The 24,801-nt window shown below is 37.5% G+C and carries 24 protein-coding genes and 3 pseudogenes; 2 read left to right on the forward strand and 25 right to left on the reverse strand.

Annotated features, from left to right (window positions below; genetic code table 11):
- Positions 1–19: 19 nt before the first annotated feature.
- Positions 20–1,675, reverse strand: coding sequence for a peptide ABC transporter substrate-binding protein (locus DVW06_RS12745; RefSeq protein ID WP_041119387.1), 1,656 nt, complete (start codon positions 1,673–1,675; stop codon positions 20–22).
- A 310-nt stretch (positions 1,676–1,985) separates the two neighbouring features.
- Between DVW06_RS12745 and DVW06_RS12750 the strand changes: the two genes are divergently transcribed.
- Positions 1,986–2,330, forward strand: coding sequence for an antibiotic biosynthesis monooxygenase family protein (locus DVW06_RS12750; RefSeq protein ID WP_005471964.1), 345 nt, complete (start codon positions 1,986–1,988; stop codon positions 2,328–2,330).
- 114 nt (positions 2,331–2,444) lie between these two features.
- Here DVW06_RS12750 and DVW06_RS12755 read toward each other — a convergent pair whose 3' ends face one another.
- The 22 genes and pseudogenes from DVW06_RS12755 to DVW06_RS12855 all read right to left on the reverse strand — a co-directional run bounded on the left by DVW06_RS12755 (position 2,445) and on the right by DVW06_RS12855 (position 22,546).
- Positions 2,445–3,095, reverse strand: a complete 651-nt coding sequence (locus tag DVW06_RS12755) for a hypothetical protein (protein ID WP_238696185.1) — start codon at positions 3,093–3,095, stop codon at positions 2,445–2,447.
- 410 nt (positions 3,096–3,505) lie between these two features.
- Positions 3,506–3,733, reverse strand: a complete 228-nt coding sequence (locus DVW06_RS12760) for a hypothetical protein (protein ID WP_021149510.1) — start codon at positions 3,731–3,733, stop codon at positions 3,506–3,508.
- Between the two features lie 238 nt (positions 3,734–3,971).
- Positions 3,972–4,433, reverse strand: coding sequence for a GAF domain-containing protein (locus DVW06_RS12765; RefSeq protein ID WP_005471961.1), 462 nt, complete (start codon positions 4,431–4,433; stop codon positions 3,972–3,974).
- A 184-nt stretch (positions 4,434–4,617) separates the two neighbouring features.
- Positions 4,618–5,256 (reverse strand): NAD(P)H-binding protein, encoded by a 639-nt coding sequence (locus tag DVW06_RS12770; protein ID WP_003127726.1) that lies wholly within the window; start codon positions 5,254–5,256, stop codon positions 4,618–4,620.
- A gap of 130 nt (positions 5,257–5,386) precedes the next feature.
- Positions 5,387–5,812, reverse strand: a complete 426-nt coding sequence (locus tag DVW06_RS12775; RefSeq protein ID WP_003127725.1) for an Rrf2 family transcriptional regulator — start codon at positions 5,810–5,812, stop codon at positions 5,387–5,389.
- Between the two features lie 182 nt (positions 5,813–5,994).
- On the reverse strand, positions 5,995–6,399 hold the full coding sequence (locus tag DVW06_RS12780; RefSeq protein ID WP_003127723.1) for a PTS sugar transporter subunit IIA: 405 nt from the start codon (positions 6,397–6,399) through the stop codon (positions 5,995–5,997).
- Positions 6,400–6,421: 22 nt separating this feature from the next.
- Positions 6,422–7,228 (reverse strand): PTS system mannose/fructose/sorbose family transporter subunit IID, encoded by an 807-nt coding sequence (locus DVW06_RS12785; protein WP_003127721.1) that lies wholly within the window; start codon positions 7,226–7,228, stop codon positions 6,422–6,424.
- A complete protein-coding gene (locus DVW06_RS12790; protein WP_137264728.1) occupies positions 7,218–8,105 on the reverse strand; it encodes a PTS mannose/fructose/sorbose/N-acetylgalactosamine transporter subunit IIC in 888 nt (295 codons plus the stop codon). Before DVW06_RS12790 ends, DVW06_RS12785 begins: the two co-directional genes overlap by 11 nt.
- A gap of 10 nt (positions 8,106–8,115) precedes the next feature.
- Positions 8,116–8,595, reverse strand: a complete 480-nt coding sequence (locus tag DVW06_RS12795) for a PTS system mannose/fructose/N-acetylgalactosamine-transporter subunit IIB (protein ID WP_003127719.1) — start codon at positions 8,593–8,595, stop codon at positions 8,116–8,118.
- A complete protein-coding gene (locus tag DVW06_RS12800; protein WP_005471960.1) occupies positions 8,592–10,373 on the reverse strand; it encodes a glycoside hydrolase family 35 protein in 1,782 nt (593 codons plus the stop codon). Before DVW06_RS12800 ends, DVW06_RS12795 begins: the two co-directional genes overlap by 4 nt.
- Positions 10,374–10,419: 46 nt before the next feature.
- Positions 10,420–11,415 carry a tagatose-bisphosphate aldolase gene (gene lacD / locus DVW06_RS12805; RefSeq protein WP_005471951.1) on the reverse strand — a complete coding sequence of 332 codons (996 nt, stop codon included), beginning with the start codon at positions 11,413–11,415 and terminating at the stop codon, positions 10,420–10,422.
- Positions 11,416–11,430: 15 nt separating this feature from the next.
- Positions 11,431–12,600: an SIS domain-containing protein gene (locus DVW06_RS12810; protein WP_005471948.1), complete on the reverse strand. Its 1,170-nt coding sequence runs from the start codon at positions 12,598–12,600 to the stop codon at positions 11,431–11,433.
- Positions 12,601–12,615: 15 nt separating this feature from the next.
- Positions 12,616–13,350, reverse strand: a complete 735-nt coding sequence (locus DVW06_RS12815; RefSeq protein WP_003127715.1) for a GntR family transcriptional regulator — start codon at positions 13,348–13,350, stop codon at positions 12,616–12,618.
- A 394-nt stretch (positions 13,351–13,744) separates the two neighbouring features.
- Positions 13,745–13,879 carry a hypothetical protein gene (locus DVW06_RS17700; protein ID WP_260279286.1) on the reverse strand — a complete coding sequence of 45 codons (135 nt, stop codon included), beginning with the start codon at positions 13,877–13,879 and terminating at the stop codon, positions 13,745–13,747.
- Between the two features lie 123 nt (positions 13,880–14,002).
- Positions 14,003–14,704, reverse strand: coding sequence for a hypothetical protein (locus DVW06_RS12820; protein WP_137264729.1), 702 nt, complete (start codon positions 14,702–14,704; stop codon positions 14,003–14,005).
- Between the two features lie 157 nt (positions 14,705–14,861).
- Positions 14,862–15,701, reverse strand: coding sequence for an MBL fold metallo-hydrolase (locus DVW06_RS12825; protein ID WP_005471944.1), 840 nt, complete (start codon positions 15,699–15,701; stop codon positions 14,862–14,864).
- 425 nt (positions 15,702–16,126) lie between these two features.
- The gene (locus DVW06_RS12830) at positions 16,127–17,305 is read right to left on the reverse strand and encodes a tyrosine-type recombinase/integrase (RefSeq protein ID WP_137264730.1); all 1,179 of its coding nucleotides are present in this window, start codon (positions 17,303–17,305) and stop codon (positions 16,127–16,129) included.
- A gap of 102 nt (positions 17,306–17,407) precedes the next feature.
- Positions 17,408–17,719, reverse strand: coding sequence for a helix-turn-helix transcriptional regulator (locus tag DVW06_RS12835; RefSeq protein WP_002297662.1), 312 nt, complete (start codon positions 17,717–17,719; stop codon positions 17,408–17,410).
- A gap of 348 nt (positions 17,720–18,067) precedes the next feature.
- Positions 18,068–18,313 (reverse strand): helix-turn-helix domain-containing protein, encoded by a 246-nt coding sequence (locus tag DVW06_RS12840; RefSeq protein WP_002360096.1) that lies wholly within the window; start codon positions 18,311–18,313, stop codon positions 18,068–18,070.
- A pseudogene (locus DVW06_RS17775) lies at positions 18,307–18,708 on the reverse strand (RNA polymerase sigma factor). The gene DVW06_RS12840 and the pseudogene DVW06_RS17775 overlap by 7 nt, the downstream one beginning before the upstream one ends.
- 568 nt (positions 18,709–19,276) lie before the next feature.
- Positions 19,277–21,112, reverse strand: a pseudogene (locus tag DVW06_RS12850) (glycoside hydrolase family 35 protein).
- Between the two features lie 171 nt (positions 21,113–21,283).
- The gene (locus tag DVW06_RS12855; protein ID WP_137264731.1) at positions 21,284–22,546 is read right to left on the reverse strand and encodes a PTS sugar transporter subunit IIC; all 1,263 of its coding nucleotides are present in this window, start codon (positions 22,544–22,546) and stop codon (positions 21,284–21,286) included.
- Between the two features lie 142 nt (positions 22,547–22,688).
- Between DVW06_RS12855 and DVW06_RS12860 the strand changes: the two genes are divergently transcribed.
- A complete protein-coding gene (locus DVW06_RS12860; protein ID WP_137264732.1) occupies positions 22,689–23,546 on the forward strand; it encodes an AraC family transcriptional regulator in 858 nt (285 codons plus the stop codon).
- A 152-nt stretch (positions 23,547–23,698) separates the two neighbouring features.
- Here the strand turns inward: DVW06_RS12860 and DVW06_RS17840 are convergent, their stop codons facing one another.
- Together DVW06_RS17840 and DVW06_RS12870 are read right to left on the reverse strand one after the other, a co-directional pair.
- On the reverse strand, positions 23,699–23,995 hold the full coding sequence (locus DVW06_RS17840; protein ID WP_137264734.1) for a GNAT family N-acetyltransferase: 297 nt from the start codon (positions 23,993–23,995) through the stop codon (positions 23,699–23,701).
- A 148-nt stretch (positions 23,996–24,143) separates the two neighbouring features.
- Positions 24,144–24,733, reverse strand: a pseudogene (locus tag DVW06_RS12870) (IS3-like element IS1485 family transposase); the annotation flags it as partial.
- Between the last annotated feature and the right edge of the window lie 68 nt (positions 24,734–24,801).

Here is a 24,801-nt window from a genome sequence, read left to right on the forward strand (position 1 = left end):
TAACTTACTGCTTGTTTCTTTACTCTAGGGAAACATTCTTGTAGTCATAGGCTGCACCGACACTATGGACCACTAAGCCTTTGATTTTTGGGGAACGTAAATGAGCCTCTGCGCTTTGAAATAATGGAATCACGCCCAATTTTTCATTCAAAATCTGCTCAGCTTCCACCATATTTTGCCAACGTGCTTGAGGATCGTTGGCATATGCATCGGATGCTTCTGAAATCAAGTTATCATAGGTATCATCCAACCATTTTCCGCGATTGTATGAACTATCTTTTTTGAAAAGTTCCAAGAAATTGATCGGATCTGCATAATCACCGATCCAATTGTTCATGACCATTTCGAAATCTCCGCTATTGGAACGATCTAATCGCACAGAAAAAGGAACATTGGTCACTTCTACAGTCAATCCTTCAAGGGTTTGTTGAAGCGTTCCTTGAATGTATTCGGCTAATTTCTTTGATTGATCGGTATCTGAGGTGAGTAATTCAAAGGTGAGGGTATCTTTTCCTAGTTCGGATTTTGCTTGCTCCCACAATTTCTTGGCTTGTTCTTCATCATAAGGCAGCGAAGTCCCTGCATCTTTAACAAAATCTGTTTTCGTTTCAGGATTAAAGGCTAGATCAGAAGGAACAAATCCAACAGCTGGAAGTGACCCATTACCTAAAATCTGATCAACGATTTGCTGACGATTAAGGCTATAGGAAATTGCTTGCCGCAACTTTTCATTCCGAAACGGTGAGTCCTCCGCTGCTTGATTCATTTCTAAATACTGGGTCGTCGCGCTCGGTTGAACAACATAATCCTTGTGATTTACATTTTGCATCGCCAGTTCCCCACTCAATGTGATGTCATCTGCTTGCCCGCTTTCATACAAATTATAGCTAGTTGAAGATTCTTTGACGACATCAAACTGAACTCCGGATAACTTCACTGACTCTGCATCCCAATACTCAGGATTTTTCTTGAGTGTCCATTGAATATCTGTACCTGGGCCGTCATAATCCTCCAATGTGAAAGGACCATTGTAGACTGCATTCGCACTTGTTAAGGCATATTGATCCCCATGTTCTTGAACAACCGCTTCACTCTGCGGGAAAAAAGTAGGAAAAGCGAGTAAAGATTTAAAATAAGGCGTTGCTTTTTCCAATGTAATCTTCAATTCATGACTCGTGACGGCTTCGATCCCTAGTTCACTTTTATCCTTCGTTCCATCGGAAATAGCTGCAGCATTTTTGACTGGTGCTAGCATGTAGGCATAGTTGGAGGCGGTAGCAGGATCAACCGTTCGTTGCCAGCTAAAGACATAATCCTCTGCTGTGACAGGTTCCCCATTGGACCATTTGGCATCTTCTCTTAATTTGATCGTGTACACCATCCCATCTTCACTGATCATTGCGTCTTCACTCGCACCGGCAATCACGGGTTCATTGTTTTCATCGAGGCGATAAAGTCCTTCATAGGCATTGTTCAAGGTAATAAAACTGTAAGAATCGGTTGCTAACGACAAATCGGCGCTCCCCATTTCAGCAGAAAACTGAACATTCAGCATTGGCTGATTGGCATTTGCTGACTTGGTTGAATCTGTGGTTTTCGATGACGGCTGTTGACAGGCTGCTAGAAAAAAACTACAAACGATGAGTGATCCGATAACTCTTGCTTTGGTTGTCATTCTTGACGCCTCCTATTTTTCAGATAATTCTAAAAATTCCGTTTTGTTAAGTGAAGTTTACCGTGATTCGAATCTTTCTGTCAAATTCCCTTACTTGAAAGAATCTTCTAAGATACCTAGAGAAAGGTCCTATGGAGAGATCTTTCCTAGCTGTTCTTAGGTAGGAAAGAAACATCTTTTTTCACTAAGCAAGTATTTTCTAAGAAAAATACCGACCTAATTGACAATCATTCTCAATTACAGTTATACTAATTGGAAAATGATGATGCAAAGTCAAATCGTGCATTTACCACAAAAAGGAGTGTTGGTCATGTATATCAAAACTGTGACATTTGAAGTTTTAGCAGAAGCAAAAGAAACATTTTCAGAAAAGATCCGCAAAGATATCGCCTCGATGAAAACGTTTGAAGGCTGTCTCCAATCTGAATGTTGGATCAACGAAAAAAAAGCATCAGTCGATTTTCAACTCGTCTCAAAATGGCAAGAAAAGAAACATTTCCAAGCCTGGCTAAAGCGGCCCGAACACTTGCAAAAACACCGTGAAGCTTATCGTGCAGAAAAAGAAGGAAACGGAAAACCTTCCGTAGTAATAAACAAGAGTGGACAAGATTATTCCTTATTCGACGACTCAATTGTATCTTCCAGCAAGAACTGAGTTGAAACTTATTTCAAGAAAGTTCAGCTAAAAAAGAAGGGCAGCGCTTGCCGATGAGAATCCATTTCATCTGACAAGCGTTGTCCTTCGACTGCGTATCGCGTATTTGTCGTGTCAGCCCACCACGGTTAGTTCGTGGAGTGTCTGCCCGGATGGGTCTTTTAACTGCAACCAACCATTGGTCCCTCCGTAGTAAAGAAACAGACCAACCTCATTGACACTTTTTAAAATAACTTCTTCTATCGTGCAATGATCCTTAATCGCTGCTTGATGATCTTGGCGGATTTTTTCTCCTAAGCGAGCAGAAAATCCCAAGGAACCGTCTTTATTATATGGAATTTCTTCGGCTAATTTTGCCCCTTTTTCGATTCGCATTTCATTGCGCTTTTGCCAATAAACAGTTGCCTGACTTCCTTGATAGTCAATATAGAAAGGTCGATCCTGCAATTCTTTTTTCCATTGATGCCTTGCTTTTGTTTTTTTCACTGGATCAAGGGAAGTGGTATTTTGGTAATAGCCAAATTTATCTAACAATAAGTCAAAATTTTTTGCGCAAGATGCAATGAGCTCACTTTGCTCACCTGGGATCGCTTCACTTTTTTTCTTCAACAAACCATACTTCTCCTGATAATAATGTGCAAGGTAAGGTGCCTGGATTTCCCAGCTAGGAGTAATACTAATGATTCGATCATGGGGCTGAGTCAAGTCCAGCAATGTATCCGTTGTAATAGCTGTTACCGCATGATTCTTAACAAGAAAAAACACAGTATTATCAAGCTGTTGTCACACGATCATGATCTGCAATTTGTAATAAACCTTGTTCATTGGGAAGCTTAAACAGTAACTCCTCTTCTTCTAAGATCACTAATTCAGCTCTCATAACATTCTCCTCCAGGCGTACGATTTTAATTTATTGTACCATCATTAAGTCTTTATTGAAATTTATTGGCCGCCTGGCAGTCTATCGCAGCATACAAAAAACGATGATAGCAGAAAATAGGATCCGTAACTATTAGGCAAGTATTCTGCCCTTGAAAGTTACTGTCCCAGACAGCAAAGGATACTCTTTGCTGAAAAAATTTGGCTAACATCGTAAATATTATTGATTAAATTGTTATTTTTAATTGTTGAGCTCATTATTTTCCTGTTTTTAAACAATAAGCTTCTGTCTTTTTTTAACTAAAAAAACATTCGACTAAAGCTGGTCCATAGATTTCATTATACCGAGCAACGACTCTTCCACATCGTTCCTCGATTTCGTCATGATCAATGCCATCATATCTTACGACACTCATCACCACACAATTTTCCATTTTGCGGATTACCTCACCGATGATCCTCCTTTGCATACCTACCGGTTTACATTCATACGCTTTTCCTAAAACAATGTTATCACAATTCATAATTTCCACCTTCAAATTTAATTTTTCTAATTATGTTATCATAATATCATCGTTTTTTAATAATTAAAAGTAATACGCATTGATTCGCACAAAAAACCAGTACAGACAAAAAAACCAAACGAATAGAAGTTGCCTCAGAAACAAGCCGGCAATTCAGCAACTTCAAGAACTAAAGTTGCGCTTTCTATCGTTTGGGTATTTCTTTTGTACCAGCGAACACGATTCGCTGCTCGTTTTATCAATTACGCCGTGCAGCTACTAGCGAAGCGGCAAATTTTTCTAAGAAAAGTTGATCGATCTCGTCATAACTACTTGTTTTCGAACTATCGATATCTAATACTCCGATCAGTTGGTCATTGTCCAGCATTGGCACAACGATTTCTGACATTGCTGCCGAGTCACAAGATATGTAGTTCTCATGTTCTTTGACATTATCGACGATCATAGTCTTTTTCTCAGCAGCGGACTCCCCGCAGACCCCTTTTCCTAACTGGATGCGGGTACAAGACACGCGGCCTTGGAAAGGACCTAGAATCAATTCGCCTTCTTGAAACAGATAATAGCCGGCAAAGACCGTATCTGGTAACGTTTCATTCAGCAATGCGGAAGAATTAGCCAGATTCGCTAACCAGTTACTCTCCGCTTCTAACAATCCTTTTAACTGAAGGAGCATCAGCTCGTATGCTTCTTTTTTCTCCATATCCATCACCTCTGCTATTGATTATAAGCAACTCGCAGAGTTTTGTCTTGGTAGAATTCTTGAATTTCGAAAACTCTTTCTTCTAAAATGGTTTCTTTCCTGTTTTCTTGGAAGAAACATTATGAAAACATTACTGTTCTTTCCGCTCCTTTGCTCCTCAAGACCATCCCGATCGTCAAAAAAATCAGGCATCAATAACTGTAAATCTTGTTTGTTGATATTGAGGGACTTCTAACTCATCCAAAATAGCTTTTGCCAATGTTCCGCTAGATGTGACAGATTGTCCGGCATCATTTTGAAGCAAGTGATCTTTTCCTAAAATAGCCGGTTTAGCTTCCCCAGCTTGGAAAAGGTTCCCTGGAGAAATTCCTACCCAATCAACATTTTTAACAGTTAATAAGAAATTGTACTCGTCTAATTGATTTTCTGGAATCGCGATCCAGCTTTCACTATCAGGTGCTTTTTTCAAGTCATTAACATTCAAGTCGCCAGCATCATTCAGTAAACTACCCGCCCCTAAAATGAAGAACAATCTAGTTTTCTTTCCACGGAAAAGATGGATCAAACGGGCTGCTAAGTCGACATGTAGATAGGCTTGATCAGGGCTAGTAGCAAACGCATCAATGATAGCATCAAAACCTTCCAACTCGCCTCTTTTCAATTCAAACGCGTCTTTGGTTATTGTTTTGACAGAATTCCCAAACATTTCCTTTGCTTTTTCTTCATTGCGTACGATAGCTACGACTTCATGTCCTCGTGCACTTGCTTCCCGATAAATCGCTGAACCAGCATTTCCTGTTGCACCAATAATTCCAATTTTCATTGCTCTCTTCCTTTCATCTTTAAACTTGTACATGTAGAAAAATACATGTAACTTTTAAGGTTACATGTTGATTATAAAAAGAAAGCTCCTTTTCGTCAAGCATTTGCTTTTGAAACGGAGCTGTCTCTCTTCATTTTTCAGCAGCCACATTGAGTTTATCTATGATATCTGCTAGTGTGATCTGTTGCATCTCTAACTCAATTTTTTTTTGCAGACGCTCATAGGTCTCATCTAGAACTTCCTGAATGCTACCGCCAATCAAACAATTAGGATTGGTTTTTTTGTCAATATGCAACAATCGTTGGTCCTTTTCAACACTTGAATAAATGTCTAGCAAAGTGATCTCTTCGGGTTTTTTTAGTAATTTAGGTTCAGCTTTTCCCCGTTGGCTCTCAATCAAGCCAGCTGTTCGCAAATCACTCATGATTCGGCGGACATAGGCTGGATTGGTCTCGACACTTTGAGCAATTCGATCACTGGATAGATCGGTTCCCTTCAACATTTCAATATAGGCCAGAATATGAATGGCATCGCTGTATTTCGTTGAGTACTTCATCCCTTTGATGTCCCTTCAAAAATATACTTTTAGCTATCATACCTTTTTTTAGGGAATTGTTCAAAGAGTTGGGGCTTTTCAGCGCTTTTTGTCGTTTGGTTAAGGCAAATAGGTGATAGCTAAGAAGTACAGCTAATGCCGGTTTTTCTTTGCTGATCAACTTCTAATGTCTTTGCCTCTGCTTAATCTTCTTCAAAATCTGCTACTGCAGTGAGAAGCGTGTTGACATGTTGGATATTCTCTTTACCAAATTGTTCATAATCCAATGGATCTCCTGTCAATGTACGGTTGAGGAAGCCAATCACCATCGGCATATTCATTCCTGCATACAGCTCAAATGTCGCACCTTCCATGATTAACCGAGAAGCCGCATTGCATGGGGTTCCTCCTAGCAGATCAGCAAAGACCACAGGGTTTTGACTGTCAGCGATGACAGCTGCTAGTTTTTGGCGAAAATCATCGGCACCTTCTTCTGGTAATAATGGGACTGTCTGGATCTCTGACTGAGGCCCCATGATCATTTCTGTACTTTTTTTCAATTCTTCACAAAACCGGCCATGACTAATCAAGACTAATTGCTTTTCCATCAACTTCCTACCTACTTTCCATCTACTTCGAAATAACTCCTAACGCCGACAGTGCCACACTGACGATCAATACGACGAAAATTGCTTTGGTTGATGTCATGTTTTTCTTTCCTAACATCCAATAGACAATCCCGACAATAGCTGCTGGTAAGAGCCGCGGCAAAATCATATCAATATTGTTTTGCATATTCAATGTGACCTCACCAATACTTGGTGCCCAAGCAAATTTTACATTGACCATTGTTGCCACTAATGCTCCTACCATAAAAACACCCAGTAATGTCGCTGCATCTGTTAATGCTGTTAAGCGGCTTTGCATGGTTGTCACAAGGGAAATACCTTCTTTATAAGCAAATTCCAGTTGTTTCCAACGAAAGATCATGACTACGATTTGTGCAGCGATCCAGATAAAGATGCCGATCGGATTTCCATTGATGGCCATATTCGCAGCCAATGCACCAAAAATCGTTGGCACTAGGGCTGCGAAAATCGAATCACCGATTGCTGCGAAAGGTCCCATCAACCCGGCTTTCAACCCTGAAATGGTATCTTTTGCCTGAAATCCCTCTTTTTCTTCGATCGCTAGATCAATCCCCGTGATAATGGTATTGAAGAAATTTGATGTATTAAAAAACTGTGTATGCGTTTTCATCATTTCTTTTAATTCAGGGGTGTTGTCCCCATAGATTTTACGTAGTTGCGGCAAAATGGTGTACAAGTAACCTGAGCCTTGCATCCGTTCATAGTTCCATCCTAGTTGGAAACCAAATAGGCTGCGCCGATTGATTTGTTGGAAGTCTTTTTTCGTTAATTTAACATTAGATTTCATCGTCTTCAATCTCTCCTTCCGAATGCTGCTCGTTTTGTGCGGTATTAGTTGCTGGACGTGCTTGTCCATTTTTGTAGCTGATAGCGGCAAATGCGAAACCAATTAGTGCGATTGCCAACATTGGTAATGCGTTGAAGGTACCGCTGAAATCTTTTACAACACTTGCTACACTGCTGCCCAATAGTTGGATATTGCTAAATACCGTTGTTAATAATGCTGTCAAAACAAAGCCTAAAATAAGATAAGGAAAATGTTTTTTTACTGGTAAATAACGAAGTAAAATTGCAAAACCTACAGCTGGTAAGACTGCTCCGGCAACGGATAATCCATCGCCTAACCACTTTAAATCACCATTCAAATAACTAACAACGTTTTCGACTAATCCGCCACCGAAAGCCAACGCGAGAAATACAGGAACAAGTCGTGATAGCGCCCACGGTGCTGCGCCCAACAAAAAGTTTCGTTCGATGGCTTTGAAATTCATATTTTCCACGTGGGTATCGATTCTATGAGCAAAATACGTATTCGCAAAACGAGCTAAAATATCTAATTGAATCATCAAACTAGCTACCGGTACAGCAATTGCAGCAATTGCCTGTTCTGGATCCATTCCTGATGCAACAGAGAATGCCGTGGCCAAAACCGTTCCCGAATTGGCGTCGATCCGCGAAGCACCGCCAAAAGTTCCTACACCAAGGACTGTCAGTTGCATACTACCACCAATCAATAAACCGGTTGTGATATCTCCCATCACTAACCCTGAAAAAAGACCAGCAAAAACGGGCGCACTCATTGAAGAATAGATCTGTAATTCATCTAGAATCTGATAACCTGCATATAATGATAATAATAAAATTTGCCACCAATGAATTTCCATATTGATTCTCCTATCTTTCTAAAAGGCTCATAAAGTTTTCAGCTTTATCGCTAGGGACCATTTGTGCAAAAAGTTTCACACCTTTGCTAGCAAGTTCTTTGAAATCAGCAATATCTGCGGGAACAACATTGATTGACTTGGTAATAGACTTTGTTTCAGCTGTTTGGGACATGTTTCCAACATTTATTTCAGTGATCGGCACACCTAATTCCACTAGTTTGAGCAAACGGTCAGGTTTTTTAGCAACAATCAACAACCGTTGAGAATCATATCTTCCAGCCAAAATATTGGCAGCTGCTTTCTCAATCGGCAAGATACTTAACTTGACCCCTGCAGGCGTTGCTAATTTCAAGCCACTCTTTTCGATTGGATTTTCTGCTACATCGTCGTCCACAACCATAATTCGGCTAATATTCAGCTTGGTCGTCCATAAGTTTGCCACTTGTCCATGAATCAATCGTCCATCAATACGTACACCAATAATACTCATACTTTTTTCGCCTCCATCGTTTTATAAACCGGTTCTTTTCTCAAATGTACTTCTTTTGCAAAGCAGCCCTCCGTTTCAAAAATAATGATTGTGTTTTCCCCATGATTCAAAAATCCGCTTGGTACGTACAATGATAAAATGGGGCCCACTTCCCAAAAGCGTCCAACAGTGACATTGTTGACCAGAACAACTCCTTTGCCGAATCCTGTCAAATCAATAAAAGTATCTCTTTTTTCCTCTAGCACAAAGGAATAACGATAAAACCCGGGTTGTTCTGGATGCCAGTCCCGCGTAAAATCAATTGCTGGTGACTTACTGAAGTCTAGCCAGTAATGAGTCCAGTTGGTCACAAAGTGCAGATCAGCCATCACACCTCTACGAATCCCTTTTCGCTGGGTCTCTGCTGTCAGCTTATGTCCATAGTTGACTCGTCCCATATTTTCTACTAGAATATCCAATTGATTTTCTTCTGCTGCTTGCTTAATCAATAAGTCTTCACCAATTTCTCCTTGATATTGCGTTGCAAGGAATGTTTCATTCAAGAAAATCTGGGCACGATCATTTCCATCAATGATCCGGAGCTTTTCTGTTTCCGCGTCCCGCCGTTTCTTCGTGCGGTACAACAAATAGCCATAAGGATGGTCCAATTGTTCCATCGTTTGCGGATAAACCGTCTTGACCGGCTGACTGATTTGATCGATAACAGAAAACAAACTGACTTTATCTTGTAGTTGAAGTTCCATTGATAGAGATGTTTTGCTGCGCGGTTCGTGCTGTTCATATTCTGGAAAATGTTCTTTTAGCATTTTCTGCAATGCGTAATACTTTGCTGTCGGATTCCCTTGCTCATCCAATGGTGCATCGTAGTCATAGGAAGTGACCTGCGGTAAATCGACTGCGCCTCTAGCCGAACAACCATTCATAAATCCAAAATTAGTTCCCCCGTGAAACATATATAAATTGACACTACCGATTTCCAAAGCTTCTTTGACTGATTCAGCGAGATCATCTGGGTCTCTCCGAATAATTGGTTCATTCCAGCGATTGAACCAGCCATCCCAGAATTCCATACACATCAAAGGCCATTTTTTGTTGTGCTGATCAAAAAAATCCTGCATCGCTGCAAAGTTTTCTTTTGCCCGGGAACCAAAATTCCCTGTGACCAATACATCATCTTCAATCAAGCTGCCAGCTCGTAAGGCGGCTTGCCAAGGACCATCCGAAGTAAATAAAGGCATATCAATGCCACGGTTTATCAGCATTTCTTTGATAGCTCTCAAATAAGCTTTTTCTTCACCATATGACCCATATTCGTTTTCCACTTGGATCATTAGAATGTTCCCTCCATGACTCAACTGGTATGGAATGATTTTTGGAAGTAATACATCGTAGTATTCCGCCACATGCGCTAAATAGCTCGGATCACATGCTCTTAATCGTCCAGACTCCTTTAGTAGCCAAGCAGGTAACCCGCCGAATTCCCATTCGGCGCATATATATGGAGAAGGTCGCAGGATGACATACAGACCAAGCTCTTGTGCCAAGGACAAAAAATGCTCTAAATCAAGAATGCCTTCAAACTGAAATAACCCTTTATGCGGTTCGTGCAAATTCCAAGGCACATAGGTTTCGACGGTATTAAATCCAAGCGCTTTCAAATTATAAAGAGAGTGCCTCCAATCATCCGGATGGACCCGAAAATAATGAATCGCACCAGATAGTAGTTTAAAAGGAGAACCATTCATTAAAAACTCTTCTTTTATTTCAAACGTAGCCATGTTCTGCTCCCATTCATTAGTAGTCAGCTTTGCAAGGTGAATTGCTCTATTGGACTGGCTGTACTACTTTCTCATGCCACGAAACGGCAGTTTCTCTTATCACTTCATTCAATTGACGAATGTTTTGTGTCCCTTGTTCTGTCAGCCATTCTAAAGTTGCCGCTTCTCCTTTTTCAACAAAAGGAGCGACTGCATCTTTCCAAGTTGCTCTGCCACAGAGTACACCGTTGAATCGTGCCCCAGCATCTTTGGCAAAACGCAATGTTTCCATGAATAATGCCGCTGAGACCCCAGCACTTAAGAAGATATATGGCAAATCTGTTGCGTCGCTTTGTTCTTTAAAATAAGCGGCAGCTTCTTGACGTGTATAGGCGATCTCCCCTGTTGCACCCCCTTCAACAAATGACATGTTTACTGGTACTTCAACCTTTAAGACATCTACTTTATACTGGGTTTTCGAGAATTCTTTCATCATTTCGATCACTTTGCGCGGTTTTGCTTTGGCATAGGAAAGCGATTTCGTATCTACATTTTTAGCATCATATGACAATAACTCTAAATAAAATGGCAGTCCTTCAGCCATGCATTCGCTTCCAATTCGTTCAACAAAAACTTGCTTGTGAAAATTGATTTCCTCTTCTTCATCGCAATCGTAATACAGCAAAAATTTCACCGCATCAGCACCTGATTCTTTAAACCGAATAACTGAACAATCCGGAAGCAAATCAGGAAAGCGACCAGGAACGGTTTGATCGTAACCGGTTTTCTCATATGCTAGCAAAAGACCGCTCTCTGCTGCACGTTTTTGTGCAGCAGGCAACCCATATTCTGGATCCAATAAAATGGCTGAGGCATAGGGCGTCAATTCTTGTGAAATCAGGGTTTTAAACCGCTCAATCGTTTCTTTCGTCGCTTCCATCCCTAAAGCTGACATCATTTTCTTCAGTGCACCACGCTGATCAATCGCCAGGGCGGTAATAATACCCTCCGGCGTCGATAAACGTTCCATTGCTTGTCTTTTATTTTCAGACCATTCTAACATGCTTCACACTCTTTCCTAATTTTCATATGGATAAATCGTTACACCTTTGACCACACGATTGACTGTTCCACTTGGCGATGGTGTATCTGGTGTATTACCAACCTTCACCGAACAAAGTAATGCGATCGTTTGGGCTACCATGATATCTGCTAAAGCAAGATAGCCATCCGGCAGTAACGAATCTGCAGCTAATTCAAAGGAATCACCACTAAACAATGAACCCTTTTGACCAATTCCAACAACGCGTTGGGCAATACCGTCATTTTTGATTTCGTCCAGCATATCTACATCGTATTTCTGCGTATATGAGTCATTGCTGACAAACAGGAAAACCAATGTTTGCTCATTGACAAAAGATTTGGGACCATGTCTGAATCCTAAAGATGTATCAAAAACGGTTGCGATTTTTCCAGCAGTTAACTCGAGAACTTTTAATTGCGCTTCTCTAGTCAATCCGCCTAAGCTTCCCGAACCTAAGTAAATGATGCGATGAAAGTCTGATGCCAGATACCCTTGGATCTCTGATTCTCGTTGGATGACTTCTTCTCCTAGTCGGCTTAATTGATGAACATATCTTTCTTTTTGCTGATTGCTTGCTTGATCAAAAATAAGTAGCGCAGTCAGCGTCATACAGCTGAAACTGCTTGTCATAGCAAAACCAGCGTCATTGGCTTTGTTTGGCATTAGTAAAACTAGATTTTCTTTTTTTGCAGGCATTTGTGTAGCCAATAAACCGTCTGGTGCACAGGTGACCACGATATGATAGATCTTGTTGACCAGCTGATTGGCCATCTTAACTGCGGCTAGACTTTCTGGACTATTTCCACTGCGGGCAAATGAGACCAAGATCGTTGTCTCATCAGGAATCAGGTATTCTTTTGGCGTAGCAACGATATCGGTCGAACCAATACTTTGAAAAATAAACTGGTTCGTATTTCCTTGACTAGTAAGAAACGGAATTAGTGTATCCCCCACATATTGAGAGGTTCCGGCCCCTGTAAAAATGACGCGGATCGGTCGCTCTCCAGCATGTTGTTTCGCATCTGTAAACAAACGATCTAGATCTGCGACTGTTTCTTGATAACGGTCAAACGTCTCATGCCACAGTTCCGGTTGTTGTCGAATTTCTCGGGTAGTATTTTCTGCTCCTAGCTTTTGCAGTTCTTCTTTTGACAACATAAACATTTTCTTTCCTCCAATTCAGTTAGTGGAACGCAGATGCCTGATCTTATAATGAAACTTATCGGCCCGTGCCACACTTAATGTAAATTCAATCACTTCGTTCTCGAGATTATAGGTTGAGCGAACTAAATGGAGCACTGGTGATCCTTCTGGAATATTTAGCAGCTCACTATCTTCTTTCTGGGCAATACTGGCATAAAATTCTTCGTCAGCCGATCGTACCGTTTGATTGAAATCTTCAGAAAACAAATCGTATAACGGTTTTATCGATAGCAGTTCCCGAGATAGTGTCATAAATAGCTTCACTGGCAAATAGGATTTCTCGATCATCATTGGCAGATCGTCGGCTAAGCGCAAACGGTCTAACTGAAACAAAGGTTCACCTAATTGAACATTCATATGCCCCGCTAAATACTTGGTTGCTTCAATCTTTTTGAAGGCCAATATCTTGGTTTCAGGATGTTTGCCCATTGCCCGCATTTGTTCGGTAAAACTATATGCGCCAGCTAGATCAGTCGCATTTGTCCTTAATTCCGAAACAAAGGTTCCTTTTCCATGTTGTCGATAAATGTAGCCCATTTTTTCCAGTTCTTGCAATGCTAGTCGCACCGTCGTGCGACTAACGCCATAAAAACTGGTCAACTCTCTTTCTGATGGCAGCTTATCATGAGCGACCATACTGTTTTCGATTCGTTGTTTCAATATTTCTACCAGCTGATAATAAAGTGATTTTGATTGAAATGTATTTTGCATCGATGTCTCTCCTAACTGGTTATAACCACAATACAAGTATAGTAGTGGTATTTTTTATGAGTCAATACTAAGAACAGTTTTTTTTGTATTTTCATTTTTGGTCTTGTTAATATGATTGGTATCATTGACTTTAACAGGCATAAAAGAAAATGAAAAATGATTTTCCAACTATTTTCATTCAAGAACAACTTTTATTTTTTTATTTTTCGCACTTCAACTGGTATCTTTTTTTTATTAGCTACACTCCTTCATCAGCAAGCGGTTTATCTCAGACTATCAAAAAAAGCGAATCGAGGAGATCAAATATAGGTCCTCAACTCGCTTATTAAACTGACGATAGCGTTATACGTGCTAGACGATTTCCAAGTGGCTCAAAGATAGCTCTCCAACCCTGTCATATGCGGTAATAATCATTTCTGAAGCTGAGAGATCCGTTATTTGCTGATAAGTTCACCCATTGTGAGAAGTAATTGGCAACAGAGATCCCTTTTTCAGTCAATCCCTTGAGATCCATCCATTCTTGCTTCATTCGACTATTGTGATATGATTGGCCATTGAATCAGCATGTTTCTGCCCCCTGCAATCCATTGAGACGCAAGTAAAACAACCTGATTCACTTCTAAAAGATGATTATTCTTCCACAATAGCGTCTTTATCCTTCCCAGTTAATCGAATATAAGCTATTTAGAAATTCTTCCCATACTTCTTTATTTATATCACTCTCTAAGACAAACTCAAAAACTTTTTCAATCTTTAAATTATCGTCATCTAGTCCTGCATACCATTTGTAATCAGGGGCCTCATTTTTCATACGATCCTCAAATAACTTTTCTATACATTTGTCAGTAAGAAAGTTATCTGTTTCTTGACTTGTTCGTTTGTAGAATTTCCATATATTGCCATTTGTATACAAAACTTTTTTAAACCATAGTATTTGTCCTAAGAGTTGGCCTAAATCTTGATTCAGTTCATTTCCTGGTTTTTTTGCTTTCTCAAATTCTGATATTAGATCGATTGATTCTAGATCTAATAGCTTCTCATCGACATTTTTTACTTCAACGCAGCCATAAATCAAATTTTTATTCGCTATATTTACACTTCCCCCGGCAAGATTATCTGAATTATCAAACCGTTCATCCAAGATGACAAAATCAGGAAATGAAAATAAGCCATAGAATATCTGACCTTTTGGACTCCTACTTCGCAAGCTTACATCTCTTAAAGATAGCCTAGACATATTTTTGCCAGCCTTAATCATTTCCGCAACTAGATGATATAGGTCATTTTCAATCCAGTTTTGTCTTTTAATCAGGTTTAATTCTCGCATATAGTATTCAAATTTCTGATTTCTCATGAAAAATCATTCCTCTTTATTTACTCATTTCTCTAGCACCTAAATCTCGCTGGACATCGTTTCCCTCTTAACACGCTATTTTCATGATCTATTTTTATTGTTTGCCTCCCTTATGAGTTGTTGACATTCAGTATTCAGGAATTAATCGTCAGACGGATTAAAGATGGATCTCCAACCCGTCATATGCGGTAATGATCATTTCTGAAGCTGAGAGATCTGCCATCTCTTGATAGGTTCTCCCTCCATTGTGAGAGAAATGATTGGCGACAAAGATCGTCTTTTCAGTCGCTAACTTGCGATCCATCAGCTCCTGTTTCATTTGAATATTTTGCGACCAATTCATATGATTGGCCATCTGGTCAGCATTGGTCTGCCCCGTGCAATCCATTGATACACAATCAAAAATAAACTTATTTGCTTCTAAAAAAGCAAACATCTCTTCCGTCAAGTAGCCTGTATCGTGTCCATAGAGAAGTGTTTTGCCTGTTGGATCTTTGATGACATAGATAAAACAATCTTCGGCAAAATGACCATGTTGTGCCGGTAAAGAATACACTTCATAGCCATTGATCCATGTTTTTTGATACGCTTCCAAAAGATGATACGTCAGGCGTTGTTCATCGTAACGTCCTTCCAATTGGAACGCTCGGTCATAAAAACCTTTCACATAGGCATTGCCATAGACAGCCAATTGAGTCGTGATCCCATTGGCATAGCCGGACATTCGATAAGCTAAATCTTCTCCGTAAAAATGATCTGAGTGCCAGTGGGTCAGCAATAATGCTTCGACGCGATTATAATCCACTCGACCACTCAATCGGTGCAGGTAACTGTCCCCAGGAAAATCGATCAAAAGCTTGCCATCATCCAACAACGCTTGCGTTTGGGTCCGAATCTCCCGGCCTTTTTTCTCCATCGCATGACGGCAGATCCTACAATTACAAAATATGGCTGGAACACGTTCTGCCGCAGCAGTACCCAAATAAGTGACTTTCATCCTCATCCCTCATTTCAATTTTTATCTTTGTTTAGGTATAGCATAATTTTTATCGACTTTCATGACTTTTTCGAGATTCTAATCAAACTTTTCTTCGGATTCAATCGAATCCTCAGTCAGAACAAAAGACAATTTTCGGGATACTGTTAAAAAATATGCAGCTACATGATCAGCCTTATTTACTTGCGCATGAGGCATTAAAGCAAATGATAGACCCCTCCTGACCAAAAGAAAAAAGCCCTTGAAAACAAGGGCTTTTGCTTCATCTGATAATAAATGATTAACGACGAATTTCTTTGATACTTGTGAAAAGTCTTTACAGTATTGATATAAAAGAATTTTTATTGCCTCTGACTACACTTTGACTAACCTATTAAAAAAATGTTTTTCAAGAATCCTGTAATACCAGTACTTTCACCATCTTTTTAACCTTCTAAAGAATTAAAAGCAGTCAGAGGCTTTAACTTTTCAGTTGATGTTAAATGGCGATATATTTTTGAGGTTGTACTGTCTGTATGACCTAAACGATCCTTTAAAACATCCCAACTGCAATACTCTGCCACTAAACTAGCCATAGTATGACGAGCCAAATGGGTGTGAAAATTTTTGTTAATCCCACATCGCTCTACACAACGTTTAACATGATCGTTTACATATTCACGACGATAAGGAACTCCACGCTTTCCAGGATCGAGATAAACAAATAAATAAGTTTCATCTACAACAAAATTACTATTTCTTTTTGTTTTATTTAATACATCAATTAATTCTTGTAATTTCTCCATTACTAATGGTGTGACGGGTACTCTTCTTGCAGAACTAACAGTTTTTGTAGTTTCTATTCGAAAATCTTTACTTTTTCCTTTTACTGCTGTCTGTTTATAAAATAAAATTTCATTTCGTTCAAAATCTATATCTTGAGGCTGTAAAGCAAGCGCTTCACTCACACGACACCCAGTATAAAACAAAACATGAAAAAGAACAGACATGGGTAACTCTTCATAAACTGTCCCATAGTTTAAAAAAGCTCGTAATTCATCCACTGTTAAAAACTTATCTTCTAAACTGTTGACAGACTCTTTTAAATCTTTAACAGATAACTGATATTTAGGCATTTTAACAAACTTCATTGGATTCTCATTTATCAAATTCTTTTTCTTACAATAATTAAAAACCATATTTAGAACCTGAACAAGAGATTGTAAACTATTTTTAGCATAACCAACATTAACGCCATCAATTCCCTTTTCTTTTAAAATGAAAAGGAATTTTTGTAGTTCTTCTGATGATAAACTACTTAATTTTTTACCACCAATCCATCGATTAAGTATTTTCACCTGTTCTTCTCGTTTATCATACGTTGCCACCTTTTGTTCGTTTAGTGATCGATAATATTCAAACCACTTTTGACTAACAACACTAAATTTATCATTACTAGCAAGCCTTTTTTGCTTATTTCTGTGTTGTTTTTCCATTTCAAGATAAGCAAGCTGAGCTTCACGTTTAGAATTAAAACCTCGTCTCGTAGTTCGAAAAGCCTGAAAGTACCAAGTAATTTTTCCCGTTGCAGTAATATGTTTTTTAAAACGACTCATATTTTCCATTTATTCTTACCTCCAATTACGAAGGAACCCAACAATCGGAAGTGCTTGAAAATCTTTCTATCTATGAAATAATTATACAACATGCAGACAAAAAGATAAATTCTACAATAATCGTAATAAACGAAACTGATCGCAAAAATATTCTTCATTTCCTTTTTTTACCCATTCTAAAATGTCATCTCTAAGGTAATGTCCTCTAATGCCAAACCAGCAGCTTGGAAAATCACCTAATTTTATAAGACGGTTTAAAGTACTATCACTTATTTGAAATTGTTCTTTTAAATCTTTATTCGTTAAAACTAATGGTAGTTGATTTATCCTCTTCATTTTATTATTAGAATCCTCTATCTTTTCTGGATGAAACAAATATTTTTCTAACTCTGATGAATTACTTTTATTGTTATTCTTTGACATGATTGTCTCTTCCTTTCTATTAACAATAATTAATCTATCAGCCACTTTTGTCAAAAGTACATAGGAATTTCACCTCTCCCCAAGTTTACGGCGAGCCTTACGGAAGTATCATTATCCCAACTTCAAATCATCGCTTTTTATTGACTATAAAAACTATTTCAGAATTTTAATCGCTCCTTCTTTACAATAAGAGATCATGGCGCAACTAAAATATGCTCCTTGAAGTGTTAACGTACTGATAGAATTTATTTAATTTTCAATGATCAATAGGTTTTCTAACTAAAAAACATATCTCTCAAATATTAGAAGATTCTTTTAGATAGAAAAAGTGGAAAGGGGACTTTTTAATTAGTTAACTTTAAATTTCAATATAGCCTCTATCAATTTAATTTCTAGCTGTCTTAGCATATATTCATCTACATAGGTAATAAATTGCCCCACCTCATTAAATCCATTTTTTAAACATAACTTAGTTATATAACCGTGGTAATGTTTAAGTATCATTTTGATTGAAATTGGGTCTTCTTTCAAAGCAGATAAGATAATAGATATAGGAACTAATGGGTAATGTTGGTTCCTTTGTTTGTCTACCATAAGCCATATTCCATTTTCAATTGTTCAACCGCTTTCGTTCGTTGATACCAGATACCACTTGTACTCATGTTGAAAATTTTACCGATCTCAGTATCATTAAAACCTGCAAAATAATAAAGTAAAACAATCTTTTTCCTTGTATCCGATAACTGATCAATTGCTGCTGATAACTTCTGATCTGAAATTAATATCTCCATTCCAAATAAGAAATAAACATCTTGCTCATCTAAATGAGTTTATGAATACTTACCTTCATTTAAATCATTTAATGGTTCCTCATTTTCTTTTATTTTATCGTTTCGTTTTCGAATAGACTTAGCTTCATTGCGTAATACTTTTTTACAGTAGGCATCAAATTGGTGTTGTGTAGATATCTCATTGTTGTTTTGTTGCACGATCAATATGCTCCTTTATCCCCTTTCCACTAATACAACAATCAGAGAATACCTATTTTTCGAAAAACTAGAAGAAAATAAAGAAGATAATTAAAAATATCAATATAACAAAAAAGTCAGCATTCAATCCTAATTGTCTGATTGAATGCTGATTTTCTATGCTATACATGTAGCTTGAGTATTCCTTTTTAATTACTCACCAATAATCAATTAGGAATATTACTAAATTTGGAGTTATTTGTACTTGCTCAATTGATATTCTCAAATAACCTAGACTCTCATTTTTTATAGTTTCTTCGAAAAAAGCAATGTATCTGTGATGAATCTATAATTATACCTTTTATCAACGATCAAATGCTTAAATTATCTACTATCATTTAGGATGTTTATCGCGAATATAAGTCAATCTCAAAAGAAAGTGTAAATTATTCACTGCTTGAACCATAAATGAAAAGTAAAAATCATTCGAGACTTGTTGAGATAAATATTTGTGATGCGTTAGAATAAGTATTGAGATTTGGAAAAATCGCGACACATACAATGATTGGTTTGCTGCAATAAATTTAACCTAGCTGTCTATATGGTTATGGATATTTGAACCTATTTCAGAAAAATCATTAGTCAAAAGTTTCTTGACTATCGGTTGTCCACAAAAGATGAGCTCATTAATTTCTATCCCTTCCGTTTCAAAAATCACGATCTCATTTGTGCCTTTCTTCAAAAACTCTTTCGGACAATACAAGGAATGAATCGGTCCTCTTTGTCAGTAACGACCTAAGTTGATACCGTTGACGATGACCACCCCTTTGCCATAGCTGCGGCAATCGATAAATGTATCCGCGAGGACAGTCAATGTGAATTCAGCTTGATAAAAAGAAGGTTGGGCCGGATTTTTACCGGCAGTATAATCGATTTTTTTGAGTTGATCTGCTGACAATGTCAATGCATATTGCCGATAGCCTTGATGAAAATGGATGTCTTGCATGATTCCCCCACGAATGCCTTTCACTTGTGTCGGCCCATTCAATTTAAAGCCATAGTTCACTCGGCCTAAGTTCTCTACTAAAACATCTAGTTCAATCCATTCTTTCTCTGGCGTACCCTTGATCATCACTTCTTCCCCAAGGTTTTCTTGATATTGAATTGTCTGCAGGCTACCGTCTGCAAAAAGATGCAATCGGTCACTGGCCTCCACAACTTTGAGCTTATTTTCGTGATGATAATTTTTTAAGTTTACTGAATAAAGCATATACCCATAACCAGGTCCTGCTTCTTCCATCGTTATTGGATACATCGTTTCTTGGGCCGTCATCATCTGGTCTTTTACCGCAAATAGTGAGACGCTGTTTTGCACAGGGAATGTTCCTAAAGAACCAAATGTTTTCCTGCGGGGCTCGGCTTGCCACACTTCAGGACATACTTCTTTAATGGCTCTTTGTACATGGAAGTATTTCTCAGTCGGCTCGCCAGCTTCCGTCAATAACGCATCGTAGTCATAGCTAGTCACTTGTGGCAAATCCAACACACCACGAGCAGAACAACCATTATAAAAACCAAAGTTGGTTCCGCCATGGAACATATAGAGATTCAATGAACCCAAGTCTAGCATATCCTTGACTTCATTAGCTAAATCTTGGCCATCACGCTTGATAATCGGTTCTCCCCAACGATTGAACCAACCGTCCCAGTATTCCATGCACATAATCGGCCACTTTTTGTCGTGTTTTGCCATAAATGCCTTCATCACTGCAGCGTTCTCTTTGGAATGACTCCCGAAATTTCCTGTTACGAAAACATCCTCTTCAATCAGTGTGCCCGCATCCAGCACTTCTTCCCAAGCACCATCTGACGTAAATAACGGAACATCAATACTGAATTCTTCCATCAACTGTTTCGTTTGCCGCAAGTACTCTTTCTCCATACCATAAGAACCATATTCATTTTCGACTTGCATCATGATGACTGGTCCGCCATGTGTCACTTGCAAAGGAACTAATTTTGGTAAAAGCACACTGAAATAAGAACGGACTTTTGCCATAAATCGTGGATCAGTTGAACGCAATCGCACGTGCTCTTTCAGCAACCAAGCAGGTAGCCCTCCGAATTCCCATTCCGCACAAATATAGACAGATGGCCGCAAAATGACCATCAAGCCAAGTTCTTGCGCCAATGACACAAAAGCGACGATGTCTTTCATCCCCTCAAAGTCATAGATGCCTTCCACTGGCTCATGCAGATTCCAAGGAATATAAGTCTCTACGGTATTCGCACCCAGTGCTTTCAAATTGTATAAACTATCTTCCCATTGCGCCGACGTCATGCGAAAATAATGGATTGCGCCACTAATCAATTTAGTTGGTTTTCCATCTACCAAAAATTCTTCTTTTATCTCAAACGTTTGCATGTCTTCTACTTCCTTAATATATCAAAAATGAGGCTTATCATACTTCTAATACACACTAACTACGACTTACTTAAAAATTATCCAATTTTCTTATTTGCCATTCTAACAAATGGCAAATAAATTATCATGGTTAAAAATAAATTAATAATTTATAAAATAATTGATCTCCAATCAAATCCTATCGAAAAGAATCCATATAAGACCGGTGGTATTACCCAAGTTACATTTTGTGTTACTGGAGAAACCCACCCTAAAATCTGTTACTAAATAAGCCACACTAGACATTACAGCAGGACATAACAAAAATGGAATAAATAAAATAGGATTTAATACAGTAGGTAATCCATACATTACTGGTTCACCAATATTAAACAAAACAGGCATAATTCCAAGTTTTGCAACTTCTTTATAATGACTATTTTTTGATACCCAAAAAATCGCAATTAATAAACCTAAAGTTGCATACCAGACAAACGATCCGTATGATACGCTTGTCCAAACATAAGGAATAGTTTCATTGTTTTGATAAGCTTCTAAATTAGCTAATAGAGCCACTCCAAATACACCTTCCATAATAGGCGCCATAACATTTCCACCATGAATACCGAAAAACCAGAAAAAATGTGTTAAGACTGCCACTAATACCACTGCAAGAAAACTTTGAGATAAGCCTAACATCGGTGTTTGTAATACTTTGTATATCCAATCTATAATTAATAAATCCGTAATTTTAGTGAATGAAAAAGTAAAAATAGCTACTATATACAATGAAACTAGAGCTGGAATTATTGATAAAAATGGTTTAGCAATAGCTGGAGGAACTGTATCAGGTAATTTAATTGTCCAATTTTTATTCATGAGTTTACAAAAAATAATTGAAGATAAAAAACCTATGATTATTGCAGTAAAATAACCATTTGAATTAATTTGTGTACCAGGCAACAATCCTGATATAGTCACATTTAAACTGTTACCTGTAACTGTTATTCCCTCAACACCAGTAAATAGTGTTGTTAAGTCAATATTATTATTATTCGATAAATTGTAAGTTGAAGTCATAGAATTACCTATGGAAATAATAAATGAAGACAGTGCGACTAGTCCTGAAGACAAAGTATCTGTTTTATATATTTTGGCAATATTTACTCCTAAACAATAAATAAAAAGCAAAGCTACTATCGAAATGCTACCTTTAAAAACCAAGTTATTAATATCCACCCACCATTGGAAGAACGACGTAATCTTTTGTAAATTAAACTGATCAGGAATATCAACCAAAAAAGCATTGATTAACAACGCAATTGAACCTGTCATTACTATAGGCATTGTCCCTATAAATGAATCTCTTAAAGCTACTAAAAATCGTTGATTCCCAATCTTAGTAGCTATAGGTAAAACTTTATTCTGAATTGTATTCATTATTTTATCAATCATCACATTCACTCCTTCAAAAAGAAAATAATTAGAAAGCGCTATCCAGTTATAGTATATAATTATTATTGACCATTTAAACATGATAATCTATACTTAAAACATGGTATTTTCTTCATAGTTAGTTCTATAAAGGAGGATAATAATGGAGGATTTTTGGTATCATAATAAGTCAGTTTCTGCTCCAATTTCCCTTTCCCAATGCGGATATGAATCTTATCATCCCAATTCTTCTATTCGTAATTATATAGTTCAACAAAAATGGATATTTCATTATGTTTTATCTGGTAAGGGATTCTTAGAAGTAGAAGCTCAACATTTTGAACTTAAAGAACACGATATTTTCTTTTTTTTTCAAGGTCAAAAAGTGAAGTATTATACAGATAAAAAGAAACCTTGGACACTGATTTGGTTAGGTATACAAGGTGATAAGACTTCTGAATTTTTGAAAGAAACAACTTTACTAAATACTCATACAGTTAGCTTGACTAAGAATATGAATAAAAAAATAAAAAACACACTATTGAAAATAGTATGTGAAAATAGAGAACTAATTGATGAACCGGAAACTTTAAAAGAATTAAGAAATATAGCAAGTATATATGATTTTTTATATCATATTAAAAAAACTTTTTTGGCACCTTCTTTAATCACAAATAAACCAACTCAAGTTAACATTATTGACTATATTAATAACCATTATATGAACGATATTTCTCCTAAAAAAATAGCTCAATATTTTAACATAAGTTACAGTCAGCTATATAAACTATGTATATCTAAATTTAACTCTAGTCCTAAAAAAATAATAACCAATCATAGAATTAGAATCGCTGTAGATCTACTAATTGATTCCGATAATACAATTAAAGAAATAGCTCAAAAAGTTGGATACAAAGATGAATTTTTATTTTCTAAAACTTTTTCCAAAACTCTAGGTTACTGCCCTTCTAAATTTAGAAAGCTTAATAAAGATCAGTTAAAAAACATAAGATTTAAATAAACAATACACGTTTAAAAAATAGTTGAAACTAGTTATTTCCCTACTTAACTAGCTTCAACTATTATTACGCTTAATGATATTTCTGCTTTCAACTAATTTTTAAAGGTAACAAGTTAATGTTATAGCTCATATATAGTACTGGATTATCTTAATCAAAAAAATTTTGTTGTATTCTTAAAAGGAACATCAGGTAATTCTCCAAATACCTTACATCCAAAATGTAAATAAAATTCCAAAGCCTGATAATCTTGAGTTGTTAGATAAATATATTTAACGCTATTTATTCGACAATAATTTTCAACTGTATTAAATAATTCTCTTCCAATACCTTTATTTCTATATTTCTTTTTTACAGCGAATAAATCGATATAACAAGTAGAGAATATTACTTTCCCAACAATTCCTCCTGCGTAATCATTTTTGGAATGGCAACAGTTTTTTTGACAAATTTTATAAGGTGCAGAACTTCTTTCCGTATGCTATTCCGATTGTCCTTGACAATGAGCCTCCTCGGATGTGACGATCTTCGGCAGGAGCTAACAGTTAAAGTTAGACTGCCTCGCTAGCGTTAGCACATCCGAGCTCATTATCAAGGATTCACTGCGCCAATCTCTGGTTACGGTAACCAACCGGTGTCTCGTAGCCAAGTGTACCGTGCAACCGAAGGTGGTTCCACCAATTGACATAGTCAAATAACTCCAAATCCAATTGTTGTAAGGTTTCAAATGTGTATTGATAGACAAATTCTACTTTCAACGACTTATAAGTTGATTCAGCTACGGCATTATCAAAAGGACAGCCTTTATGACTCAATGATCGATTGATGTCAAAAGTTGTTAATAATTCATCAATAGCTGGTTATCAAACTCTTTTCCACGATCAGTATGAAAAATCTCAACCTCTGTCAGAGGTTGTTTGATACGGCTAAATGCTTTTTTTACTAGAACGGCATCTTTATGTTCTCCACAAGAATAGCCGAGAATTTCTCGATTGAACAGATCCAAAATGAAACAGACATAATTCCATTTTTTCCCGACTCGTACATAAGTCAAGTCTGTTACGATCGCTTCTAATGGGTTGTCTCTTAAGAATTTACGATTCAATACGTTTGTCGTTTTGGCTTCATTGCAAGTAGAATGATGTACTTTAAAATAAGCAACAGTATAGCTCGATTTTAAGGCTCTTCGTCAAATCGTGTTGGTGAAGACAAATTTGAATAAAACTTAGTCCGATATGCGGCGCGTTCTGTGCGCCG

Origin of the sequence: Enterococcus sp. ARL09-542, assembly GCF_005234805.1 — a bacterium.
Taxonomy (GTDB): domain Bacteria; phylum Bacillota; class Bacilli; order Lactobacillales; family Enterococcaceae; genus Enterococcus_D; species Enterococcus_D gallinarum.